We start from the raw sequence: 21,106 nt of genomic DNA, 5'->3' as shown, positions 1-21,106 counted from the left end.
GGTTGGCTCGCGCCGTTGATAAACTGCACGCGGTCGTCTCGGGGCACGAGGCAGGCGATTCAAATACCGTCGCCGCCAACGCCACACAACGACCGATGAGCGAGGACTTCTACGAGGTGTTGGGCGTCTCCAGAGACGCCGGCGAAGAGGAGATCAAGCAGGCGTACCGCCAGAAAGCAACGGAGTACCACCCGGACGTGAGCGACGAGCCGGACGCCGAAGAGAAGTTCAAGCAGATCAAGAAGGCCAAGGAGGTCCTCACGGACGAGGAGAAACGGCAGGCGTACGACCGAATGGGCCACGACCAGTTCGAACAGGCGGAGAAGCGCGGCGGGTTCGAGGACGGCCGCGGCGGTGGCGGTGGCCCGGGGCAGGGCCCGTTCGGCGGCGGTGCCGGCGGTCCGTTCGGCGGCGGCGGCGGTGGCGGCGGCGGCATGGGTGGTATCGGCGACATCTTCGAGGAGTTCTTCGGCGGCGGCGGCGGTCGCAACGGTCGCCGTGCCGGCAAAGACCTCCGCACTCGGATGCAGATCACGATGGAGGAGGCGTACGCCGGCACGACCAAGGAGTTCACCGCCGCCCGTCCGGGGCAGTGCGACGAGTGTGGCGGTCGGGGACACCCCCGAGACGCCGACGTCCACACCTGCCCGGAGTGTAACGGCCGCGGCCAGGTCCGACAGGTCCAACAGACCCCGCTCGGGCGTGTCCAACAGACCACCACCTGTCCGGAGTGTGAGGGGAACGGCGAGGTGCCCGAGGAGACGTGTGCCGTCTGTGACGGCTCCGGCATCACCCGCGAAGAGGCAACGCTCACCGTCGACGTGCCCGGCGGCATCGAGAGCGGTCAGACGCTCCGGATGGACGGTGAGGGTGCCCCCGGCGAACGGGGCGCGCCCGACGGCGACCTCCTGATCGACGTGGAGATCGAGTCGTCCGACCGCTACGAGCGCGACGGCACGGACCTCCACGTCACGGAGCCGATCTCGTTCCCACAGGCCGTCTTCGGCGACACGATCCGCGTCGACCACTTCGACGGGGAGATCGACGTGGACGTGCCCGCCGGCACCCAGAGCGGCGAGACGTTCCGACTCAAGCGGAAGGGGATGCCGCGGCTCCGTGGCCGGGGCAGCGGTGACCTCTACGTCCAGGTGCGGGTCGTCACTCCCGACGACCTCAACAAGGATCAGAAGGAGGCGCTCCAACAGTTCGCCGAGGCCGGCGGCGAGGAGGTCGACGTCGGAGAGGGGTTCTTCCAGAAGCTGAACGACTTCTTCTGACGGCGACTACTCCTCGTCTCCCTCGTCTGGCTCGCCGATGGCGACGCAGGCGACGGCGTCGTCGTCGTCCGTCTCCATCACCTTCACGCCCATCGTGTTGCGCCCGAGCTCGGACAGTTCCTCCACCGGCGTGCGGGTAATCTGCCCCTGCTCGCTGGCCACGAACAGGTGGTCGCCGGGCGACACCGTCTCGATGGCGCGAACCGGCCCGTTGCGCTCCCCGGTGTCGATGTCGATCAGGCCGTGGCCGTTGCGGTTCTGCCGGCGGTAGGCGGAGACAGCCGTTCGCTTGCCGTAGCCGTTCGCCGTCACCGTCAGCGTCCACGACACGTCGTCGTCGATAGCCGCGAGCCCGGCGACGCGGTCGTCCTCGCGGAGGCTGATCCCGCGGACACCACGCGCCGACCGCCCCATCGCCCGGGCGTCCGTCTCGTCGAACCGGATCGCCATCCCGGCTTCCGTGCCGATCACCACGTCCTGACTCCCGTCGGTCACCTCGACGTCCGCGAGCTCGTCGCCGTCGGCCAGCGAGATGGCGCGGATTCCCGTCGAGAGGATGTTCTCGAACTCCTCGCCGGCGGTCCGTTTCACGTAGCCCCGTCGGGTGACCATCGTCACGTAGCTCCCCTCGGTGAACGCCCCGCAGTTGACGACGGCCGTGATCTGTTCTCCGTCGTCCAAGTCGAGGACGTTCACCATCGAGGTGCCACGCGCCGTCCGGCCGTACTCCGGCACCTCGTACGTCTTCATCCGGTACACCTGGCCGTGATCGGTGAAACACAGGAGGTTGTCGTGGGTGCTGGCGACGAACGCCGACGCCACCCGGTCGTCCTCCTTCGGGTCTGCGCCGATCACTCCCTTACCGCCGCGGCGCTGCGGCGTGAACGTGTCTGCGGGCACCCGCTTGACGTAGTCGTCTTCCGTGACGACGACCACCATGTCCTCTTCGGCGATCAGGTCCTCGCGGGTCACGTTGCCGGCGTCGCGGACGAACCCCGTCCGGCGTGGTTCGTCGTACTCTTCGCGCACCTCCCGCAGCTCGGAGACGATCACGTCTTCGAGCTCCGACTCGTCGGCCAGGATCTCCTCCAGTCGTTCGATCCGGTCGGTGAGGTCCTCGTACTCCGCCTCGATCTCCGTCGCCTCCATCGACGTGAGCGAGCCCAACTGCATCCGGACGATGTGGGCCGCCTGTGGCTCCGAGAGGTCGAACCGTTCGCGCAGCGCCGCCTTCGCCGCGTCGCGGTCCTCGCTGTCCCGGATCGTCTCGACCACGTCGTCGACCTGCTCTAACGCCCGGAGCCGGCCCTCCAGGATGTGTGCACGGTCTTCGGCTTCCGCAAGTTCGTCTTCCGTCCGCCGGGTGACGACCTCCTTCCGGTGGTCGACGTACTCCGCCAGCGTCTCCTTCAGCGTCAACACTCGGGGTTGCCCGTCGACGAGCGCGAGGTTGATGACGCCGAACGTGGACTCCAGGTGGTGTTCCAACAGTTGGTTCTTCACCACGTCCCGAGAGGCGCCTCGCTTGAGGTCGATCACGATCCGGACGCCGTCCCGGTCGGACTCGTCTCGGAGGTCGGCGATCCCCTCGATCGTCCCCTCGTTCACGTCCTCGGCGATTCGTTCGACGATCCGCGCTTTGTTCTCCTGGAACGGCAGTTCCTTCACGACGATCCGTTCGCGGCCGTTCGCGCTCGTCTCCTCCTCGAAGGTGGCCCGGACGCGGATCCGACCCCGGCCGGTCGTGTAGGCGTCGATGACACCGTCACTGCCGACGATCTGGGCGCCCGTCGGGAAGTCCGGCCCCTGGATCGGGCCGTCCGTTCCGCCCTCGCCGGGGAGGAGCGCCTCCGTGTCGATCAGCTCCCGCACGTCACAGTCCGGGTTCCGGATCAGGTGGATCGTCGCCTCGATCACCTCGCCCAGGTTGTGTGGCGGGATCTTCGTCGACATCCCGACGGCGATCCCCGTCGAGCCGTTGACGAGGAGGTTCGGGAACGCCGCGGGCAACACCCCCGGCTCCTCCAGCCGGTCGTCGTAGTTGGGCTGGAAGTCGACGGTGTCGCGCTCGATGTCATCCAACAGTTCCTCCGCGATGGGCGACATCCGGGCTTCCGTGTACCGCATCGCCGCCGCCGGGTCGCCGTCCATCGACCCGAAGTTCCCCTGGCCGTCCACCAACGGGTGACGCATGGAGAACTCCTGTGCCATGTTGACGAGCGTGTCGTAGATCGCCTTGTCACCGTGCGGGTGGTAGTTCCCCATCGTCTCCCCGACGACGGAGGAGGACTTCCGGTGGCCGGAGCCGGACGTGACTCCCATCTCGTGCATCGCGTAGAGGATCCGCCGGTGAACCGGCTTCAGGCCGTCCCGAACGTCCGGGAGCGCCCGCCCCGCGATGACGGACATCGCGTAGTCGATGTACGACTGTTCCATCTCGTCTTCGATCCGGACCTCTTCGACCCGGGCTGCGTGTTCTCCTCGTTTCGAACTCATTAAGTCACCTCGTGGCCGCCTGACTCCGTCTGTGTCGCGTCACTGTACCGTCGGTCGCCGGAGGGCGGTCAGATGTCCACCCAGTCCGCCTCCGGGGCGTTCTCCTTGATGAACTGCTTGCGGGGTTCGACCGCGTCGCCCATCAGGACGTTGAACATCCGGTCGGCCTCGGCGGCGTCCTCGATGGTGACCTGCTTCAACACCCGGTTGTCCGGGTTCATGGTCGTTTCCCACAGTTGGTCGGGGTTCATCTCCCCGAGCCCCTTGAACCGTTGGACCTGGTCCGGCGTCCCGTCGCACTCCTCGGCGACGATACGCTCGCGTTCTGCCTCGGTCATGGCGTCGAACGTCTCCCCGCCGTTCCGGATGCGGTACAGCGGCGGCTGAGCCGCGTACACGTAGCCCGCCTCGATCAGCGGCTGCATGTGACGGTAGAACAGAGTGAGCAACAGCGTCCGGATGTGAGCGCCGTCGATGTCCGCGTCCGTCATCAGGATCACCCGCTCGTAGCGGGTCTCGTCAATGTCGAACTCGTCGCCGATCCCCGTGCCGACCGCAGTGATCATGTTGCGGATCTCGTCGTTCTCCAACACTCGGTCGAGACGGTGTTTCTCCACGTTGAGAATCTTCCCGCCCAACGGGAGGATCGCCTGGAACTCCGGATTGCGACCCTGTTTCGCGGAGCCGCCGGCGGAGTCACCCTCTACGACGAACAGCTCCGAGTCTGCGGGGTCGCGGCTCTGACAGTCCGACAGCTTCCCCGGCAGCGCCGTCGACTCCAACGCCGACTTCCGGCGCGTCAGCTCTTCTGCCTTCTTCGCGGCCTTGCGGGCACGCGCCGCCTCCGCAGCCTTCCGGACGACCGCCTGAGCCGTGTCCGGGTGCTCCTCGAAGAAGGTGCCGAGGTGGTCGTGGATCGTCGACTCCACGGCGCCTCGCACCTCGCTGTTGCCCAGCTTCGTCTTCGTCTGACCCTCGAACTGCGGGTCCGGGTGTTTGACAGAGATGACTGCGGTCAACCCCTCGCGCACGTCCTCGCCGCGGAGGTTGTCGTCCAGATCGGAGACGAGATCGTGAGAGTCCGCGTAGTCGTTGACGAGCCGCGTCAGCGCCGTCTTGAACCCGGTGAGGTGGGTGCCTCCCTCGCGGGTGTTGATGTTGTTCGCGAAGGCGTGGACGGAGCCTTGGAGCTCGTCTGTGGCCTGCATCGCCACCTGAATCTCGATCTCGCCGTCCTCGACTGTGGCCGCGTCCTCGACGTAGATCACCTCCTCGTGCAGCGGCGTCCGGGTCTCGTTGAGGTACTCCACGAACTCCTTGATCCCGCCGGAGTAGTGGAACGTCTCCTCGGTGCTGTCACGCTCGTCGACGAGCGTGATCTCGACGCCGGAGTTGAGGAAGGCGAGTTCGCGCAGTCGCGTCGCCAGCGTGTCGAAGGAGAACTGGTCCGTCTCGAAGATCTCCGTGTCCGGCCAGAAGGTGATCTCCGTGCCGGTGTCGTCGTCGTCCGCGAGCGGTTCGACCCGTTCGAAGCCGTCTTCCTCCGGCTCACCGTGGTCGAACCGGTGACGCCACCGGTAGCCGTCGCGCCGTACCTCTACTTCCAACCACCGAGACAACGCGTTGACGACACTCACGCCGACACCGTGGAGACCGCCGGACACCTGGTACGACTTGTTGTCGAACTTCCCGCCGGCGTGGAGGACCGTCATGATCACCTCCAGTGCGGGGCGGTCGTACTCTTCGTGTGTGTCGACGGGGATACCGCGGCCGTCGTCGACCACCGACACGGCGCCGTCGTCGCGGATCGTCACCTCGATCTCGTCGCAGTGGCCCGCGAGCGCCTCGTCGATAGCGTTGTCGACGACCTCGTAGACGAGATGGTGGAGGCCACGCGAGTCGGTGGAGCCGATGTACATTGCCGGTCGCTTCCGGACGGCCTGAAGGCCCTCCAGAACCTGAATCTGGCCGGCTCCGTACTCGCTTTCGCCTGAGCCTGACATAGGAACCTACTCCAGTTAGGGCACCTTCGGGTATAAACCCCTCGCAGGCGCGCGCGAGGGCGCCCGGTCTAAATAAGATCACCTCAGAGTTACTGAGGGCGAATGCCCCCGGCGTGCTCCACTTCCGCCTCGGTGGCCACACCCTTTTAACCGAAGCCGGGATAGCTGTCCGTAGATGACCTCGTTCCAGTCGACACTCGGCGAGGAGGAAGAGGGGATCGCCGACGAGCTGGCCGAGAGCCAGCGGCAGATCTCCATCGCCGAGTTCTTCGAGAAGAACAAGCACATGCTCGGGTTCGACTCGGGCGCTCGCGGGCTCGTCACCGCCGTCAAGGAGGGCGTCGACAACGCGCTCGACGCCTGCGAGGAGGCCGGTGTCATGCCCGACATCTACGTCGAAATCGAGGATCTCGGCGACTACTACCGACTCGTCATCGAGGACAACGGTCCTGGAATCACGAGAGAACAACTGCCGAAAGTTTTCGGTAAGCTTCTGTACGGGTCGAGATTTCACAAGCGCGAGCAGTCACTGACGCCAGATCAACAGATTCTGATCGAACGAGACGGTGGGGTGGAGTCCGTTCCCATCGGTCGACTGTGTGACGCCTACATCTCGGGGGAGGGTGCCAGCACGGCGCGGATTCCAGACGAGATCCGCGCGCCGTCGTTCGACCGCGACACACACGAGCTATCGTGGCAGGACGTGACCCACGCGATCAGACACGAGACAGACGCCGCGACGTACGAGATCACCACACAGAGAGGCCGGACCACGGAAGTCACCGGCGACCACAGCGTGTTCACCGTCGACGAGCGCGGGGAGACCCGCGAGGTCGCCGCCTCGGAGTTGACCGCCGGCGATGTCGTTCTCGCCCCCCAGCAGCTTCCGGAGACGGGTCGGACGGTCACGTCCGTCAATCTCCTGAACCACCTCACGGTCGACGAGCTGACCGACCGCCGGATGTACGTCTACGGCTTCGACGAGGAGACGCTGCGGGAGATCGAGACCGGCGAGACGGTCCGGAAGTACCCCAACCCGGACAGCGACCGGAAGCGGTACTACTACCGGTACGACGGCGTCGACGTGCTGAAGGACAGCTTCCGGTCGAACTACGTCGAGCAGGGCTACCTCCCGGCCGAGACGGTCAAGCGACTGGGCTGGGAGGAGCGTGCGAGCGACTGTCGCCTCCGGACGTACCAGGTCGGCGGTGAGCCCACCGAGGTTCCGGTGACCGTGCCGGTGACGGAGGAGCTGATGGAACTGCTGGGCTACTACGTCGCGGAGGGACACGCGGACGACCGCCAGGTCGGATTCACCTTCGGGTCACACGAGCCGGAGTTGGTCGAGGCGACGGAGACCGCGGTCGCGGCGACCGTCGGGACGGAGACGACGACCGTCGAGCGGGAACGGAACTCGACACGGGTGAAGGCGTTCGGGAGCCCGCTCGCGTCGTTCTTGGAGGACGCCTGCGGGGACGCGGCCGCGAACAAGCGTGTCCCACGGTTCGTGTTCGACGTAGCGCCGGAGCACCGAGAGACGTTCCTGCGGGCGCTCCACGAGGGGGACGGCTCCGACAGTCACCCGTCGAACGAACTGTCACACACGACCGCGAGCGAGACCCTCGCCAGACAGGTGTCGGCGCTGTGGAGTTCGCTGGGCGTCGTCGCCTCTAGCGAGACGACCACGTCCGACGGGTACGGTGACGGCGACACGGAGGTGCACCGGACGAAGGTGTACGGCGAGGACGCCGCGCTGGGTGACCGGTTCGACCTCCACACCGAGGCCGGAGAACAAGCACACAAACGGATTCCGACTCGTGTCTTGGAGCCGATTGCCGTCGGAGAGCCGTCACACCAGACGGTGCCGGACACGATTCCCGGGCTGTTGTGTGGCTGTGGCGTCGGCTCCAGCCCGACGTTCGCGGCGGAGTACCGGGACCGGATCGAGACCGCACTGGCGGGCGAGGACGTGCCGTCGGACCGCTTCACCACACGTCTAACCGACTACGGGCTGTTCACCGAGGACAACGAGCCGACGGGACGGCTGGAGTCGCTGTGGGACGCCCTCCACAGTATCCAGGGGTTCACCGAGACGGACCTGTGTCTGCTGGAGGTGACAGACGTGACCGAGACGGAGCCGCCGGAGTACGTCTACGACATCTCGGTGCCCGGCGTCAACGGCGACGACGAGAACTTCGTCGTCGCCAACGAGGGCGGACTCTGTGTGAAGAACAGCCGCGGTCAACAAGGTATCGGCATCTCAGCCGCTGTACTCTACTCTCAGCTCACTTCGGGCAAGCCCGCCAAGATCACCTCGCGCCCTCGGGGACAGTCGGACGCGCAGTACTTCGAGCTGATCATCGACACGGACGAAAACGAGCCGGACATCCGTCGGGAGGAACACCGGTCGTGGGACCGCTACGGCACGCGGATCGAGCTGGAGATGGAGGCGAACATGCGGGCGCGGTCACAGCTCCGCGACTACATCCAGGAGACGGCGGTCGTCAACCCACACGCCCGGCTGGAGTTAGACGAACCCGGACTGGACGAGCCGATGAAGTTCGAACGGGCGACGGACGACCTTCCGGCAGAGACGGAGGAGATCCGTCCCCACCCCCACGGGGTGGAGCTGGGGACGCTCATCAAGATGCTGGAGTCGACGGAGTCGTACTCGCTGTCCGGCTTCCTCCAGGAGGAGTTCACCCGCGTGGGCAAGAAGTCCGCCGCGAGCATCATCGAGGGGTTCATGGACCGGCACGTCGGCCGGGAGTTGGGTTGGAGCGCTCCCGGGTCGGCGGAGCCGGTCGACCTCGGGCGGGCCGTCGAGGACGCGGTCGCCAACAAGGGCGCGGAGGCGACGGCGGCGTTCGCCGACCGGGTGGCGGACACTCTCCAGAGCCGCGAGCGGACGAGCCGCTCGCAGGTCGTCGACGTGGTCGGCACAGTCGCCGACGACGTGGCCGAAGAGTACGACACGACGTTCGGTGACACCGTCCGCGAGAACGCCGTGGCGGCGGCGTGGGCGGCGCTGACGGCGTTCGGCGAGACGATCGATGTCTCGGCGGGCGCCGACCGCCGCGAGGACGGCGGTGAGTTCGACCTGCTCACGCCGGACCTGTACACGGTCGTTGACGACGCGACGACCACCCAGAAGGACGACGAGGTGGTCCACGGCGTCGCGACGCGGCTCGCCCGCCGGATAGCGGACCACGACGACGGCCACCGGCTCACCCGCGCCCGGCTCCGCGGGTACGTCGACGGTGCCGCAGACGACACGCAGGAGTACGACGACGCCACGTTCGGCGACACCGCCCGGGAGAACGTGACGGAGGCGCTGTGGGACCGGACGGTCGCGGTGCCGGACGACCCGCCGAAGGTGTCGACGGTGGCCGGCGAGCGGGACACGGCGTCGGCGCTCCTAGAGGCGATGCGGGCGACAGACGTGATCTCGCCCCCGACGGACTGTCTGGCACCGATCACGGAGGAACTCGTCGAGGAGGGGCTCCGCAAGGAGTTCGACGCCGACTTCTACGCGGCCGCCACCCGCGACGCGGAGGTGAGCGGCGGTGACCCGTTCGTCGTGGAGGCGGGGATCGCCTACGGCGGCGAGCTGGAGGACGGCGGCCAGGTGGACGTGTTGCGGTTCGCCAACCGGGTGCCGCTCGTCTACCAGCGCGGCGCGTGTGCGACGACGGACGTGGTCAAACGGATCGGTTGGCGCAACTACGGGCTGGACCACCCCGGCGGCAGCGGGCTGCCGAACGGGCCGGCGGTCATCAGCGTCCACGTCGCCTCCACCAACGTCCCGTTCACGAGCGAGTCGAAAGACGCCGTGGCGAACGTGCCGGAGATCGAAGACGAGATCGAACTGGCGATCCGGGAGGCCGCCCGAGACCTGAAGTCGTTCCTCAACGAGCGGCGGTCGCTCCGGAAGCGCCGCCAGAAGCAGGACGTGCTCGGCCGAATCCTCCCGGAGATGGCCGAGAAGGTTGCGGAGGTGACCGACCGCGACCGGCCGGAGATCGGCGGCGCGCTCGCCCGAATCATGAACAACGTCGCCGTCGAAACGGAACGCGACGGGGAGACGGTCACTGTCGCGGTCCGCAACCACACGGACACGACGGAGTCGCCGGACGTGACCGCCGTGTTGTCCGCCGAGCCGGCGGAGACCCCGGAGGGGGCGACCGTGGTCGAGGTGGACGGCGAGTGGTTCCTGAAGTGGCACCCGGAGGTGGCCGGCGGCGAGACGGAGACGGTCGCCGTCGACCTCCCGACGGACGCCACGGTCGAACTGAGCGTAGACGGCGTCACAGACGAGAAACTCACCACGGAGACGGACGCATGAGCACGGACACAGACGCGGACGAGACGGACGACGGAACGCGACTGAACGAACAACGGGCCCGCGAGGAGCTGCTGTCACTGGCCTCGGAGCTGTACGAGCAGTTCGAGTCCGGCGACGTGCCCTCGCTGTCTCTACCCACCCGGACGAAGAGCAACATCGAGTACGACGAGGAGTCGGACGTGTGGGTGTACGGTGACCGCACGTCCACGCGGTCGGCCAACTCCGTCCGGGGCGCCCGGAAGCTGTTGAAGTCCATCTACACGGTGGAGTTCCTCGATCAACAGCTCGCGGAAGACCGGTCGTCGACGCTGCGGGAGCTGTACTACCTCTCGGAGTCGTGGGACTCCGAGGAAGCGCAGTTCGACAGCCAGGACGAGTCCAACCAGTTGGTGGAGGACTTAGAGGTGGTGTCGGGGGTCACCCGCGAGGACTTCCACATGCGGCCCGAGGAGTCCGGCGCGACGCTGATGGGGCCGTTGAAGCTGCGCGAGCAGACCCGCCGGGGGGAGCGGGTCATCCACTGCCAGGAGGACGTGGGCGAGGGTGGCTACCAGATTCCGAACAACCCGGACATGATCGAGTTCCTCGACCACGACATCGAGTTCGCGTTGGCCGTCGAGACCGGCGGGATGCGCGACCGGCTGATCGAGAACGGGTTCGACGAGGCGTACGACTGTCTGGTCGTCCACCTCAAGGGCCAGCCCGCCCGTGCGACCCGTCGGATCACCAAACGGGTCCACGACGAACTCAGTGTGCCGGTGGTGGTGTTCACGGACAGTGACCCGTGGTCGTACCGGATCTACGGCTCCGTCGCCTACGGCTCCATCAAGTCCGCTCACCTCTCGGAGTACCTCGCCACCCCCGAGGCGGAGTTCGTCGGTATCCGACCGCAGGACATCGTCGACTACGACCTCCCGACGGATCCGTTGTCGGACTCCGACGTGAACGCCTTGGAGTCGGAGCTGGAAGACCCCCGCTTCCAGACGGAGTTCTGGGAAGAACAGATCCAGCTCCAACTCGACTTGGAGAGGAAAGCCGAACAACAGTCACTGGCTTCCCAGGGGCTGGACTTCGTGACGGAGACGTACCTCCCCGAGCGGCTCGACGAGATGGATGTGATCTGACACCGACGACGTTGAAGTGTCGGCCCGTCCGAGCGTCCGTGTGAACCTCTCGGAGGCGACCTGGACGGACGTACGCGAGACGACACCCGAGATCGCGCTCGTGCCCGTCGGGAGCACGGAGCAACACGGCCCACACGCCCCGCTGGGGACGGACGCGACGGCGGCCGCGGCGGTCGCGGAAGCCGCCGACGACCGATTAGACGAGACGGACCCGACGGCGGTCGTCGCGCCGCCGGTCCACGTCGGCGTGAGCGAGGAACACCGGGCGTTCGACGGGACACTCTGGGTGTCGCCGGAGACGTTCCGAGCGTACGTCCGCGAGACGGTCGAGAGCCTGGCGAGCCACGGGGTCTCCCGGACGGTGCTCGTCAACGGCCACGGCGGCAACGTGGAGGCGTTGGCAGAGACGGCCCGTCGACTCTCCCGGTCGGAGACGGGGCCGTACACGGTCGCGTTCACCTGGTTCGAGGCGGTCGGCGAGCACGCGAGCGACATGGGCCACGCCGGCCCGTTGGAGACGGCGTTGTTGCGTCACGTCGCGCCGGGTCTGGTCCGCGAGGACCGCGTCGAGACGGCCGCGGCCGACGCCGCCGACGGCTGGGGGGAGTGGGTTCGAGGCGTCAACCTCGCACACGACAGCCACGAGTTCACCGACAACGGCGTCGTCGGCGACCCGCGCGAGGGTGACGCCGACCGTGGCGGAGAGCTACTGTCGACCGCGAGCGAGGCGCTCGTCGACGTGGTCCGGGCGGTGTGCGAGCGCGACCGCTCCGAGTCGGCCGACCCGTGACTGCGACCGACAGTGAACCGAGAGGGAACTACGACTGTGTGCCCCGGACAGCCGCCAGAACGTCTTCGTAGGGCGGCTCCGCGTCCGGGTCGTCGGCCGCCCAGGCGTACGTGACGGTGCCGTCGCCGTCGAGCACGAACACGGACCGGCGGGCGACGGCAGACAGCCCCAGGTCGGGGAAGTCGTCGACCACGTCGAACGCCCGCACGGCCTCGCGGTCGTGGTCGCCGACCAACGGGAACGACAACCCCTCTTCGGCGGCGAACGCCCGGAGCGTCCACGGGAGGTCCGTGCTCACACCCAAGACGGTCCCGCCGGCGTCGGCGTACCGCTCGATGTCCGTCTGGATCGCTCTCACCTCGTCCGTGCAGGTGCCCGAGAACGCCGCCGGGAAGAAGGCGAGCACCACCGGCGGCTCCTGGGTCCACTCCGAGAGCCGTGTCCGGGCTAACTCCCCTTCGGTCGTCACGAGCGACGCCTCGAACTCCGGTGCCGTCGCGCCTGCTCGAATCACAGCCAGTGTCACGGGCTTGCGAACTATCAGTGTGCCGCTCGGTGGGGTGTCACTCGTCCGCCTCGGCCCCCTCCGGCGGCGAGGTTCGCTCGCCGTCGCCCGTCGGGACGGTCGTCCGGTCGTCGGCGACCTGGAAGCCCCCCGTCTCCGCCCGCCCGGACAGTTCCCGCTGTGGGAACGGGATCTTCACGCCCGCCTCGTCGAAGCGAGCCTTGATCGCCGACACCACTTGGGCCGTCGCCAACGCCCGGGTCCGGGCGCTGGGGTTCTCGATCCAGAACCGACACTCCAGGACGACCGCGGAGTCGCCGAACGCCTTCGGCAACACCTGCGGTGTCGGCACTGGCTGTGCCTTGTCCGCGGACTCTACTCCCTCCAGCGCCAGTTCCCGGGCCTTCTCTAACTCCGTCGTGTAGTCGACGCCCACGTCGACGGACAGGCGGAGTCGGTTCTGGGCCGTGTGGTTCGTCACGGTGGCGTTGCTGACGGCGTCGTTGGGCAACACGACCGTGTCACCCCAGGCGGTTCGCAGCCGGGTGTTCATGATCGTGATGTCCGTGACGACACCCTCCGTGCCGCCGATCTCCACCCAGTCACCCAGCTCGAACGGTCGGGAGAACATGATGACGAACCCCGCGATCAACGCGGAGAGAGTCTGTTGGGCGGCGATCCCGACGACGATCCCGAGGAACCCCGCCCCGACGAGCAGCCCGTCCAACGAGAACTCCCAGACGGACAGTGTCGTCAACCCGACCGCGATCAGCAACGACACCCGGATCGCCTGGAAGGCGATCCCCTGTTGGTGGCGGTTGATCAGGGTCGACCGCTCCGCGAACGTCGTCATCTTCGTCTCCAACAGGTCCGCGCCGACGAACGCGCCGGCGAACAGGAGGAGTGTCACCAACACTCGGCCGATGCTGGGCGCAGTGCCGCCCAACAGATCCGCGAACGCCGCCGCTATCGTGTCCAGTTCCCAGACGAACAACAGGGAGACGACTGCCAACAGTCCCAGCCCGAACTGGAGTGTCCGGACGACCAGCGTCTCCGCGAGCACGTAGTCGTAGCCGTGCGTCTCGTCCGGCGGAGGTTCGCGGCTCAAGACGAGCCGCACGGACAGTCGACCGACGAGCCGCACCCCCGCCGGGACGGCCAACAGCCCGACGACCACCAGCCCGCCCACCACCGCGACCGTCACCGCGACCCTGGCCTCCGTCGACGCCAGTCCGTCGACGGCCGCCGCGATCGTCGACAGTGTCTGCTCGCCCAACGAGCCGACCAGGCTCCCCCCCTCCGCCGGCTCACCCGTCGGTGTCGGGGTCGCGGGCGTGGCGGTCGGTGTCGATTGGCTCACGGCTCACGGTCCGTCGCCACGGGGTAAAAGTTCCACTCCCGCGCGAGGGTCACAGCCGGCGGCTCACGTACGGGCCGTCCTGGTAGTAGTCCAGTTTCTCCCGGTAGTACCCCCGGACGCCGACTCCGGAGATGACGGACAGCTTGGAGAAGCCGGCCTCGCGGGCCCGTTCCTCGGCTGCCTCGATCAGTCGTCGGCCGTAGCCGCGGTGTTGCCAGTCGCCGTCGTCGCCGTCGAACGTCGCCGGCGAGCCGTAGACGTGCAGTTCCCGGACGAGCGCCGCGTCCCGCAGTTCCCGCCGGACCGGGTCGTCGTCGCCCGTCCCCGGGGCCGCGTGCGAGTACGACGGGAACCGGAGCCGGCAGAAGCCGACCAACAGGTTCCGTTCGGTGTCCTCGAACGAGAGGAACTGTTCGACCCCGCCGCCGGCCTCGTACTCCGTCACGGTCAGTTCCACGTCGTCCGGCTCCGGCGTCTCGTCGCTGTGACCCACCTCCCGGGCGCGGATGTCCGAGACGGTGTACCCCTTCTCCTCGGCGCGCTGTTGGGCCAACTGCCGAAGGTTCGACTTCCAGACGCCGCCGTCGATGAAGTCGGCCGGGATGTCCCGTTGGACCCGTTGGAGCCGGCAGTAGTTCGGCACCTCCCGCATCACGTCCGCGATCAGGTCCGCGGCCTGCTCGTTGTCCAACGGCTCGAAGTCGTCGCGGCGCCACTGGTCGTACACCCGCGTCCCGCGGACGACGAGCGTCGGGTAGATCTTCAGGTAGTCCGGCCGCCAGTCCGGGTTGTCGAACAACTGCTGGAAGTCCTCCCGGACCATCCGCTCGGTCATGCCCGGCTGGCCCGGCATCATGTGGAACCCCACCTTGAACGCCGCGTCACGCAGCCGGCGGTTGGCGTCCCGGGAGGCGCCGACGCCGTGGCCGCGGTGCATCTCCCGGTTGATCCGCTCGTACGTGGTCTGGACCCCCACCTCCACCTTCGTGCCGCCCAGCCGCAGCATCCGGTCGATCTGTTCGGGGTCACACCAGTCCGGCTTCGTCTCGAACGTGATCCCGACACACCGCACGTCGCTCGTCTCGTTGCGGGCCTTCACGTCCTCCAGGTACTCGAAGTCGTACTCCTCGGGCGCCTGGGCGAACGACTCCGAGTCCGACGGCGCCGGCAGCGAGTCCGTGTCGTACTCGTTCATCGCCTGGAGCGCCCGCTTGACGAACCACTCCTGGTAGTCGTGGCTCCGAGACGTCATCGTCCCCCCCATCACGATCAGCTCCGCCTTGTCAACCGGGTGACCGATGTGTCGCAGTTGCTCCAGTCGGAGCGTCACCTGGCCGTACGGGTCGTAGTCGTTCTGTTTCCCGCGCGCCGCCGCCGGCTCGTGGCCCGTGTAGCTCTGGGCGCTGGAGAACTCCGAGGCCGGCCCGCCCGGACAGTACAGACACTTCCCGTGTGGGCAGGTGTGCGGGGAGGTCATGATCGCGATCGGGGAGACACCCGACGCCGTCCGCACCGGCTTGCGCCGCACCACCTCCTTCACCTCCTCGCGGCGCCCCTTCGGCGCGTGCTGGAGGATGTCCGTGTTCTTCGGCACCTTCGGCGAGGAGTGTTCAGAACAGACGTCGAGCTTCGCCGACTCCAGCCCGTCGCGGTCCAACTCTCCCTGGAGGATGCGCTCGACGAGCTCTTCACACACTCGTCTGAACGCCGGTGGCTCCTCGCTGTCGTCGCCGTCCGCCGCGGTGCCGCTCATCGACCGTCACTCGGCGCCTCGCGGTCGTAAGCGTGTCGGAGCCCCGACGGTGAGACTGGTCACAAGGTTCAAGCCCCGACCTCGTCACTGTCGGGACGTGAACGTCTCCCGCCTGCGCCGCCCGCTGACGGCCGGGCTGCTCGGGCTGCTCGTCGTCGGGCTCGGCCACCTCTACCTCCGGCGGTTCCGCCGCGGGGCGGCGTGGATGCTGTTGACGGTCGCCACCGCCGGGTTGTGGGTCGAAGAGTCCGCCTTGACGGCGCTGTCGAACGGCAGTCTCGACCTCGTCGCGCTCGCCCCGGTGTACCTCCTCGTCGTCGCCGCGACGGTCGACGCAGTCGGCATCGCCCGCCAGAGCCAACAGTACCTCACGATCACGAGCGAGGGTGACCTCCTGACGTGTCCCGTCTGCGGCAACGACGTGGACCCGGAGCTGAGCTTCTGTCACTGGTGTACGACCGATCTCGACCAGTTCACCGTCGTCCCCGCCGGCGAGGCCCGCCCAGACCCGGAGCGGGAACGGGAGACGGAGTAGACCGACGCCGACTCAGGCGCGCTTCTGGATCTCCTCGCGCAGCACGTCGCTGACGAGGTCGCCGTCCGCCTTCCCACGCAGCGCCCCCATCGCCTCACCCATCAGTCCGGAGAAGGCACCCATCCCCTCCTCGGCCACTTGGGCCTCGTTGCGCTCGACCACCTCGACGACCGCCTCGCGCACCTCGTTCTCGTCGACGCCGGTCAGTCCGGCGGCCTCCACCGCCTCCGACGGCGACAGTTCCGGCCGTTCGGCCAGCGTCGTCAGCGTCTCCGTGATCCCCTCGCTGGCCAGGTCCCCCGTCTCCACCAGTTCGAGCGTCCCCCGCAGCGCCGGGTCGTCCAGTTCCTCGACGGCGACGCCGTCTCGCCGGAGCTCCGTCAGCGTCGACTCCAGCGTCGTCGCCGCCAGCGTCGGGTCGACGCCCGCGTCGACGGCCGCCTCGAACGTCTGCCACCGCCGACCGAAGGCGACCTGCTCGGCCAGGTCCGGATCGAGGCCGTGCTCGTCGGCGTACCGCGCCGCCTTCTCGTCTAACACCTCCGGCGTCTCGACCGACGACGTGTCCGGCTCCACCGGCGGCACGTCCGTCTCCGGGTAGAGCCGTGCGGCCCCCGGCAACGGCCGGAGGTACCGTGTCGTCCCGTCGTCGTTGGCGCCGCGGGTCTCCTCTGGCACCCCGTCGATCGCCGTCTGCGCCCGGTCGGCCGCGTTCTCGATCGCCGCCGCGGCCGTCTCCGGGTCGTCCGCGACCAACACGACCGCGTCACCGTCGTCGGCGTCGACCGCCGCCCGCAGCGCCGTCACCTCCGCGTCCGTCACGCCGTACGCCGGCAGTTCGTCCGTGTGGAACACACCGCCGGCGCCCGCGCGCTTGGCGTGGTCCGACAGCTCCGTCCCGAGCCGCCGGTCCGGCTGGATCTCTCGTCCCACCAGCCCGTCGAAGCCCGCCAGCCCGACGGCGTGAACTTCGCCGCCGTCGTCCAACGCTCCGCCGATCACCGCCGACTCCGTCTCCGCGAACACGTCCGTCACCTCGACCGGATCCCCGACGGCCGCGTCACGCTCCTGGAGCGTCTCCGCGATCTCGACGAGCGCCAACTGGCGGTCCGCCTCCAGCGCGACGATCTCGTCGATCTGATCCAACGCCTGCACGCCCTTGATCTCCACCCGCGCCCCCTCGGCGACGGAGACGTTCACGTCCTGTCGGATCGTCCCCAGCCCCCGCCGGACGGCACCGGTCGACCGCAGCAGCGTCCCGATCTGCTCTGCCGCCTCCTGCGCCTGTGCCGGCGTCCGGATGTCCGGTGCCGTCCCGATCTCTACGAGCGGGATCCCCAGCCGGTCCAAGGAGTACCGCACCCCCGAGTCCGTCTCGGCCACCTTCTGTGCCGACTCCTCTTCCAACATCATGTCCTCGATCCCGACGGGACCCTCGTCCGTCTGGATCTCGCCGCCGCGGGCGACCAACATCGACCGTTGGAACCCGGAGGTGTTCGAGCCGTCGATCACGATCTTCCGCATCACCTGGATCTCGTCGACCACCTCCGCGTCCAACAGCTCCGCGATCTGGATCGCCACCGACAACGCCTCCTCGTCCACCTCGCCCGGCGGCTCGTCGTCTTCCTCTACGAGACAGGTCGTGTCGTACGCCAGGTACTCGAACTCTCTGTCGACCTGTGACTCCTCTAGGGCCGCCTCGTCGATCTCTCCCAACTCCGACTTCGTCGGGTGCAGGTACCGCGTGAACGTCCGTGTCGCCTCCGAGGGCTCCCGTAGCTCCGTCGGCGACTCGCAGAACAGCTTCGTCTCCGTGTCCAGTTGTTGGTGAATCTCCAAGCCGGCGACGAGTCCCACGTCGTCGTAGTCGTGGTCGGTCATCGATCAAGACTCCAACAGCCGCAGTCGAAAAGTCTTCGACCGACACTTTTCCTCCTCGGGTGCGCGCCTGCGGCGTGCACCACTCGGAGCAAAAATGTCGATTAAAAAGGCGCTCGCTCGGGCCTTCGGCCCTCGCTCGCGTCCCGATTCTAGTGCCGTCCCGCCTCCACACTGCCTCCGCTCCGCCTCCGCACCGCAACCGCACCGGTGAATTTTGTTGTTCGGTCGCTGTGCCGCCACCGCCCCGCCACCGCCCCGCCACCACACCGCGACCGCGACACAGATCCTGTCGAGCGGGCCGTTAGTCGTGCCCTAACCTCGGTCTGTCTGACCTCCGCACCGCCGCCGCCGCGGCGGCACCGCCACCGCCGCACCGCAACCGCCCCACAGAGTTCTGTCGCGGAGACGGTCCGCCGTGGTCACTCCGGTCTCGCGTTCACCCCCCGTCGACCGTCGTGACGAGGAAGTTATCACCCAGCCGTCACAGTGAGAGGTATGCACGAACTCGCGGGGCGCGTCGACGACTTCGAGCGCTCCCAGATTCGCGTCATGTTCGACCTCGCCGGCGAGGCCGAGGCCGCCGGCGAAGACCCCGTCCGGCTGGAGGTCGGCGAGCCCGACTTCGACACCCCCGAACACGTCACCGAGGCCGCCTTCGAGGCCGTCCGCGACGGCGCCACCGACTACACCGCCAGCGCCGGCATCGACCCCCTCCGGCGTGCGATCGCCGACACCCTCGCCGCCGACTACGACCTCCCGTACGACCCCGACCAGGTCGTCGCCACGGTCGGCGGCATGGAGGCGCTCCACGTCACCATGCTCACGCTCGTCGACCCCGGCGAGACTGTCGTCACCCCCAGCCCCGTCTGGCCCAACTACGAGATCCACGCCGCCCTCGCCGGGGGGGACCTCCGGGAAGTGCCGTTGTCGTACCCGTACGACCTGGACGCCGACCGCGTGATCGACGCCGTCGACGACGACACCGCCGCGGTCGTCCTCACGACCCCCTCCAACCCCACCGGCCGCGTGTACGACCCGGAGCCAGTGGCGCGCGTCACCGAAGCCGCCGCCGAACACGACGCCTACGTGATCGCCGACGAGGTGTACGCCGGCCTGACGTACGACCGCGACCCGACCGGTGTCGCCGCGGTCGTCGACCACCCGGAGCGTGTCGTCACCGTCGGCTCGCTGTCGAAGACCCACGCGATGACCGGCTGGCGGCTCGGCTGGCTCGCCGCCCCCGACGCCGTCGTCGACGGCGCGACGAAGGTTCGAGAGGGGACGACCAGTTGCCCGCCGGCACCCTCCCAACACGCCGCGCTGGCGGCGCTCACCGGCCCGGCGGCGCCGGCCGAGGAGATGTACGCGGCGTTCCGCGAGCGCCGCGACTACGTCGCCCGCCGACTCGACGAGATCGACGGGGTGCGCGCACCACGACCGGAGGGGGCCTTCTACGCCTTCCTCGACGTCGAGGGCGCGACTGACAGCCTGGCGCTGGCGAAACGACTCCTCTCGGAGCACGGCGTCGTGCTCGCCCCCGGCTCCGGCTTCGGCGAGGGCGACGAGGGCCGTCTGCGGCTGTCGTTCGCCAACTCCCGTGAACGGCTGGAGACGGGGCTGGATCGACTGGCGGACGCGGTGTAGCTACCGCATCAGCTCCCCACCGTTGACGTGGAGCGTCTCTCCGTTGACGAAGCCGGCGTCACGGAGGTACGCGACCGCCTCGGCGATGTCTTCGGGCTGGCCGTACCGATCCACCGGAATCGCCGCCAACTCCTCGCGTTTCTCCGCTGGCGTGCGGTCGGCGGTCATGTCCGTCTCGACGTGACCGGGAGCGACGGCGTTCACCCGGACCTCCGGGGCGAAGTCTGCCGCGTGGCTCTTCGTCAGCGAGATCAGTCCGCCCTTGGAGGCGGCGTAGTGAACCTCGACGGGTGCCCCGGTGAACGCGAGGATCGACGAGACGTTCGTCACGGACGCCGTCGACGCCTCGCCGCCGTCGCTCTCCCGGAGTGCCGACAGCGCCGCCTTCGTACAGCAGAACGCGGAGTTGACGTTCACGTCCATCACCCGGTCGAAGTCGTCGGGCGACAGCTCGTCGGTGTACACGTGTTGGTCGATGCCGGCGTTGTTGACGAGGTGATCGACGCCGCCGAACGCCTCGACGGTCCGGTCGACGAGTCGCCGGGCGCCCGCCGGGTCGCTGGCGTCCGCCTCCACGACCGTCGCCTCCCGGCCGGCCTCGCGGACGGTCGCGGCCGTCTCCGCGGCCGCGTCCGGTGACGTGTGATAGTTGACGGTCACGTCGTAGCCGTCACGCGCGAACCGGATCGCGGTCGCCGCGCCGATCCCCCGAGAGGAGCCGGTGACAATTGCTGCTGGCACACGCACACCTCGCCGGGGGCGCACTTGTGTGTTGGCTACCAGGAGAGCGCGACCGCGTGTCGCTCGTCCGCCGCCGGCGTGACCGCCTCGACTGCGACCCGCTCGGGCGCCACGCCGGCGGCCGTCGCGGCCGTCGCCCGGAACACGCCCTCGGCGAACGCCGGCGGGTACTGGTAGCCGTCCACCGCCGCCAACCGCCAACGCCCCGGCTCCCGACGACGTGCCCGACAGGCCGCCACACGGTCTGCCGCCGGCCCCCGGTGGACGTCCTCGCTCACGAACTCCGCGAGTGCCACGAACGCCCGCCCTGGCTCCGGCGGCACCGACAGCGACCGGTCGTCGGTCACCACTCGCCCGCCGATTCGGCGGAGAACCGTCCGTCCTGCGGCTTCACCGATCCGTTCGAGCGTCCAAGCGACCGGTGGGACCGTGTACCACGCCGTGTCCGACACCCCCGTGATACCGTTGGCGGCGAGCACGTGCCGCACCTTCTCCTCGAACACGGCCGAGACGGTCGCCGCGCTGTCCGTGACGATCTGGACGATCTCCCCGTCCACCTCCGTGTCCGCGACACCCCCGATCACGAGTCGCCCTGTCGGCCGCCGACGGTCGACCACGCCACCACGCACGTCATCGTACTGACAACACGTCC

Annotated in this window: 14 protein-coding genes; 6 read left to right on the top strand and 8 right to left on the bottom strand. The window is 68.3% G+C overall.

The window, feature by feature from the left end:
- The first annotated feature begins 95 nt into the window (after nucleotides 1-95).
- Nucleotides 96-1,277: a molecular chaperone DnaJ gene (gene dnaJ, locus RYH79_RS03170; RefSeq protein WP_370896148.1), complete on the top strand. Its 1,182-nt coding sequence runs from the start codon at nucleotides 96-98 to the stop codon at nucleotides 1,275-1,277.
- Nucleotides 1,278-1,283: 6 nt separating this feature from the next.
- Here the strand turns inward: dnaJ and gyrA are convergent, their stop codons facing one another.
- A complete protein-coding gene (gene gyrA, locus RYH79_RS03165; protein ID WP_370896147.1) occupies nucleotides 1,284-3,773 on the bottom strand; it encodes a DNA gyrase subunit A in 2,490 nt (829 codons plus the stop codon).
- A gap of 68 nt (nucleotides 3,774-3,841) precedes the next feature.
- The gene (gyrB, locus tag RYH79_RS03160) at nucleotides 3,842-5,776 is read right to left on the bottom strand and encodes a DNA topoisomerase (ATP-hydrolyzing) subunit B (protein WP_370896146.1); all 1,935 of its coding nucleotides are present in this window, start codon (nucleotides 5,774-5,776) and stop codon (nucleotides 3,842-3,844) included.
- Between the two features lie 175 nt (nucleotides 5,777-5,951).
- Between gyrB and RYH79_RS03155 the strand changes: the two genes are divergently transcribed.
- Genes RYH79_RS03155 through RYH79_RS03145 form a run of 3 tightly spaced genes read left to right on the top strand, consistent with a single transcriptional unit; the run spans nucleotide 5,952 to nucleotide 12,035 of the window.
- Nucleotides 5,952-10,121, top strand: coding sequence for an ATP-binding protein (locus RYH79_RS03155; RefSeq protein ID WP_370896145.1), 4,170 nt, complete (start codon nucleotides 5,952-5,954; stop codon nucleotides 10,119-10,121).
- Nucleotides 10,118-11,245 (top strand): DNA topoisomerase IV subunit A, encoded by a 1,128-nt coding sequence (locus RYH79_RS03150; protein WP_370896144.1) that lies wholly within the window; start codon nucleotides 10,118-10,120, stop codon nucleotides 11,243-11,245. Before RYH79_RS03155 ends, RYH79_RS03150 begins: the two co-directional genes overlap by 4 nt.
- Before the next feature lie 40 nt (nucleotides 11,246-11,285).
- Nucleotides 11,286-12,035 carry a creatininase family protein gene (locus tag RYH79_RS03145; RefSeq protein ID WP_370896142.1) on the top strand — a complete coding sequence of 250 codons (750 nt, stop codon included), beginning with the start codon at nucleotides 11,286-11,288 and terminating at the stop codon, nucleotides 12,033-12,035.
- 28 nt (nucleotides 12,036-12,063) lie between these two features.
- Here the strand turns inward: RYH79_RS03145 and RYH79_RS03140 are convergent, their stop codons facing one another.
- The 3 genes from RYH79_RS03140 to RYH79_RS03130 are packed head-to-tail and all read right to left on the bottom strand — an operon-like array spanning nucleotide 12,064 to nucleotide 15,653.
- Nucleotides 12,064-12,549 (bottom strand): redoxin domain-containing protein, encoded by a 486-nt coding sequence (locus RYH79_RS03140; RefSeq protein WP_370896140.1) that lies wholly within the window; start codon nucleotides 12,547-12,549, stop codon nucleotides 12,064-12,066.
- Between the two features lie 49 nt (nucleotides 12,550-12,598).
- Nucleotides 12,599-13,900, bottom strand: coding sequence for a mechanosensitive ion channel family protein (locus RYH79_RS03135; RefSeq protein ID WP_370896138.1), 1,302 nt, complete (start codon nucleotides 13,898-13,900; stop codon nucleotides 12,599-12,601).
- Between the two features lie 49 nt (nucleotides 13,901-13,949).
- The gene (locus tag RYH79_RS03130) at nucleotides 13,950-15,653 is read right to left on the bottom strand and encodes a tRNA uridine(34) 5-carboxymethylaminomethyl modification radical SAM/GNAT enzyme Elp3 (RefSeq protein WP_370896136.1); all 1,704 of its coding nucleotides are present in this window, start codon (nucleotides 15,651-15,653) and stop codon (nucleotides 13,950-13,952) included.
- Nucleotides 15,654-15,750: 97 nt separating this feature from the next.
- Here RYH79_RS03130 and RYH79_RS03125 point away from each other — a divergent pair, with 97 nt between their 5' ends.
- Nucleotides 15,751-16,188 carry a DUF7575 domain-containing protein gene (locus RYH79_RS03125; protein WP_370896134.1) on the top strand — a complete coding sequence of 146 codons (438 nt, stop codon included), beginning with the start codon at nucleotides 15,751-15,753 and terminating at the stop codon, nucleotides 16,186-16,188.
- 12 nt (nucleotides 16,189-16,200) lie between these two features.
- Here the strand turns inward: RYH79_RS03125 and gatE are convergent, their stop codons facing one another.
- On the bottom strand, nucleotides 16,201-18,069 hold the full coding sequence (gene gatE / locus RYH79_RS03120) for a Glu-tRNA(Gln) amidotransferase subunit GatE (RefSeq protein WP_370896132.1): 1,869 nt from the start codon (nucleotides 18,067-18,069) through the stop codon (nucleotides 16,201-16,203).
- Between the two features lie 495 nt (nucleotides 18,070-18,564).
- Here gatE and RYH79_RS03115 point away from each other — a divergent pair, with 495 nt between their 5' ends.
- Nucleotides 18,565-19,713: a pyridoxal phosphate-dependent aminotransferase gene (locus tag RYH79_RS03115; RefSeq protein WP_370896130.1), complete on the top strand. Its 1,149-nt coding sequence runs from the start codon at nucleotides 18,565-18,567 to the stop codon at nucleotides 19,711-19,713.
- Here RYH79_RS03115 and RYH79_RS03110 read toward each other — a convergent pair whose 3' ends face one another.
- Together RYH79_RS03110 and RYH79_RS03105 are read right to left on the bottom strand one after the other, a co-directional pair.
- Complete coding sequence (locus RYH79_RS03110; RefSeq protein ID WP_370896127.1) at nucleotides 19,714-20,454, bottom strand: SDR family NAD(P)-dependent oxidoreductase; 741 nt, start codon at nucleotides 20,452-20,454, stop codon at nucleotides 19,714-19,716.
- Nucleotides 20,455-20,489: 35 nt separating this feature from the next.
- Nucleotides 20,490-21,071, bottom strand: coding sequence for a hypothetical protein (locus tag RYH79_RS03105; protein WP_370896125.1), 582 nt, complete (start codon nucleotides 21,069-21,071; stop codon nucleotides 20,490-20,492).
- Between the last annotated feature and the right edge of the window lie 35 nt (nucleotides 21,072-21,106).

This window comes from Halobaculum sp. MBLA0143, assembly GCF_041361465.1.
Lineage (GTDB): Archaea > Halobacteriota > Halobacteria > Halobacteriales > Haloferacaceae > JAHENP01.
This window is presented reverse-complemented; position numbering and strand designations above follow the sequence as displayed.

Bases quoted from the DNA above. Each gene is read 5' to 3' on its own strand.
- dnaJ (WP_370896148.1), top strand. From the start codon at position 96: ATGAGCGAGGACTTCTACGAGGTGTTGGGCGTCTCCAGAGACGCCGGC.
- gyrA (WP_370896147.1), bottom strand. From the start codon at position 3,773: ATGAGTTCGAAACGAGGAGAACACGCAGCCCGGGTCGAAGAGGTCCGG.
- gyrB (WP_370896146.1), bottom strand. From the start codon at position 5,776: ATGTCAGGCTCAGGCGAAAGCGAGTACGGAGCCGGCCAGATTCAGGTT.
- RYH79_RS03155 (WP_370896145.1), top strand. From the start codon at position 5,952: ATGACCTCGTTCCAGTCGACACTCGGCGAGGAGGAAGAGGGGATCGCC.
- RYH79_RS03150 (WP_370896144.1), top strand. From the start codon at position 10,118: ATGAGCACGGACACAGACGCGGACGAGACGGACGACGGAACGCGACTG.
- RYH79_RS03130 (WP_370896136.1), bottom strand. From the start codon at position 15,653: ATGAGCGGCACCGCGGCGGACGGCGACGACAGCGAGGAGCCACCGGCG.
- gatE (WP_370896132.1), bottom strand. From the start codon at position 18,069: ATGACCGACCACGACTACGACGACGTGGGACTCGTCGCCGGCTTGGAG.
- RYH79_RS03115 (WP_370896130.1), top strand. From the start codon at position 18,565: ATGCACGAACTCGCGGGGCGCGTCGACGACTTCGAGCGCTCCCAGATT.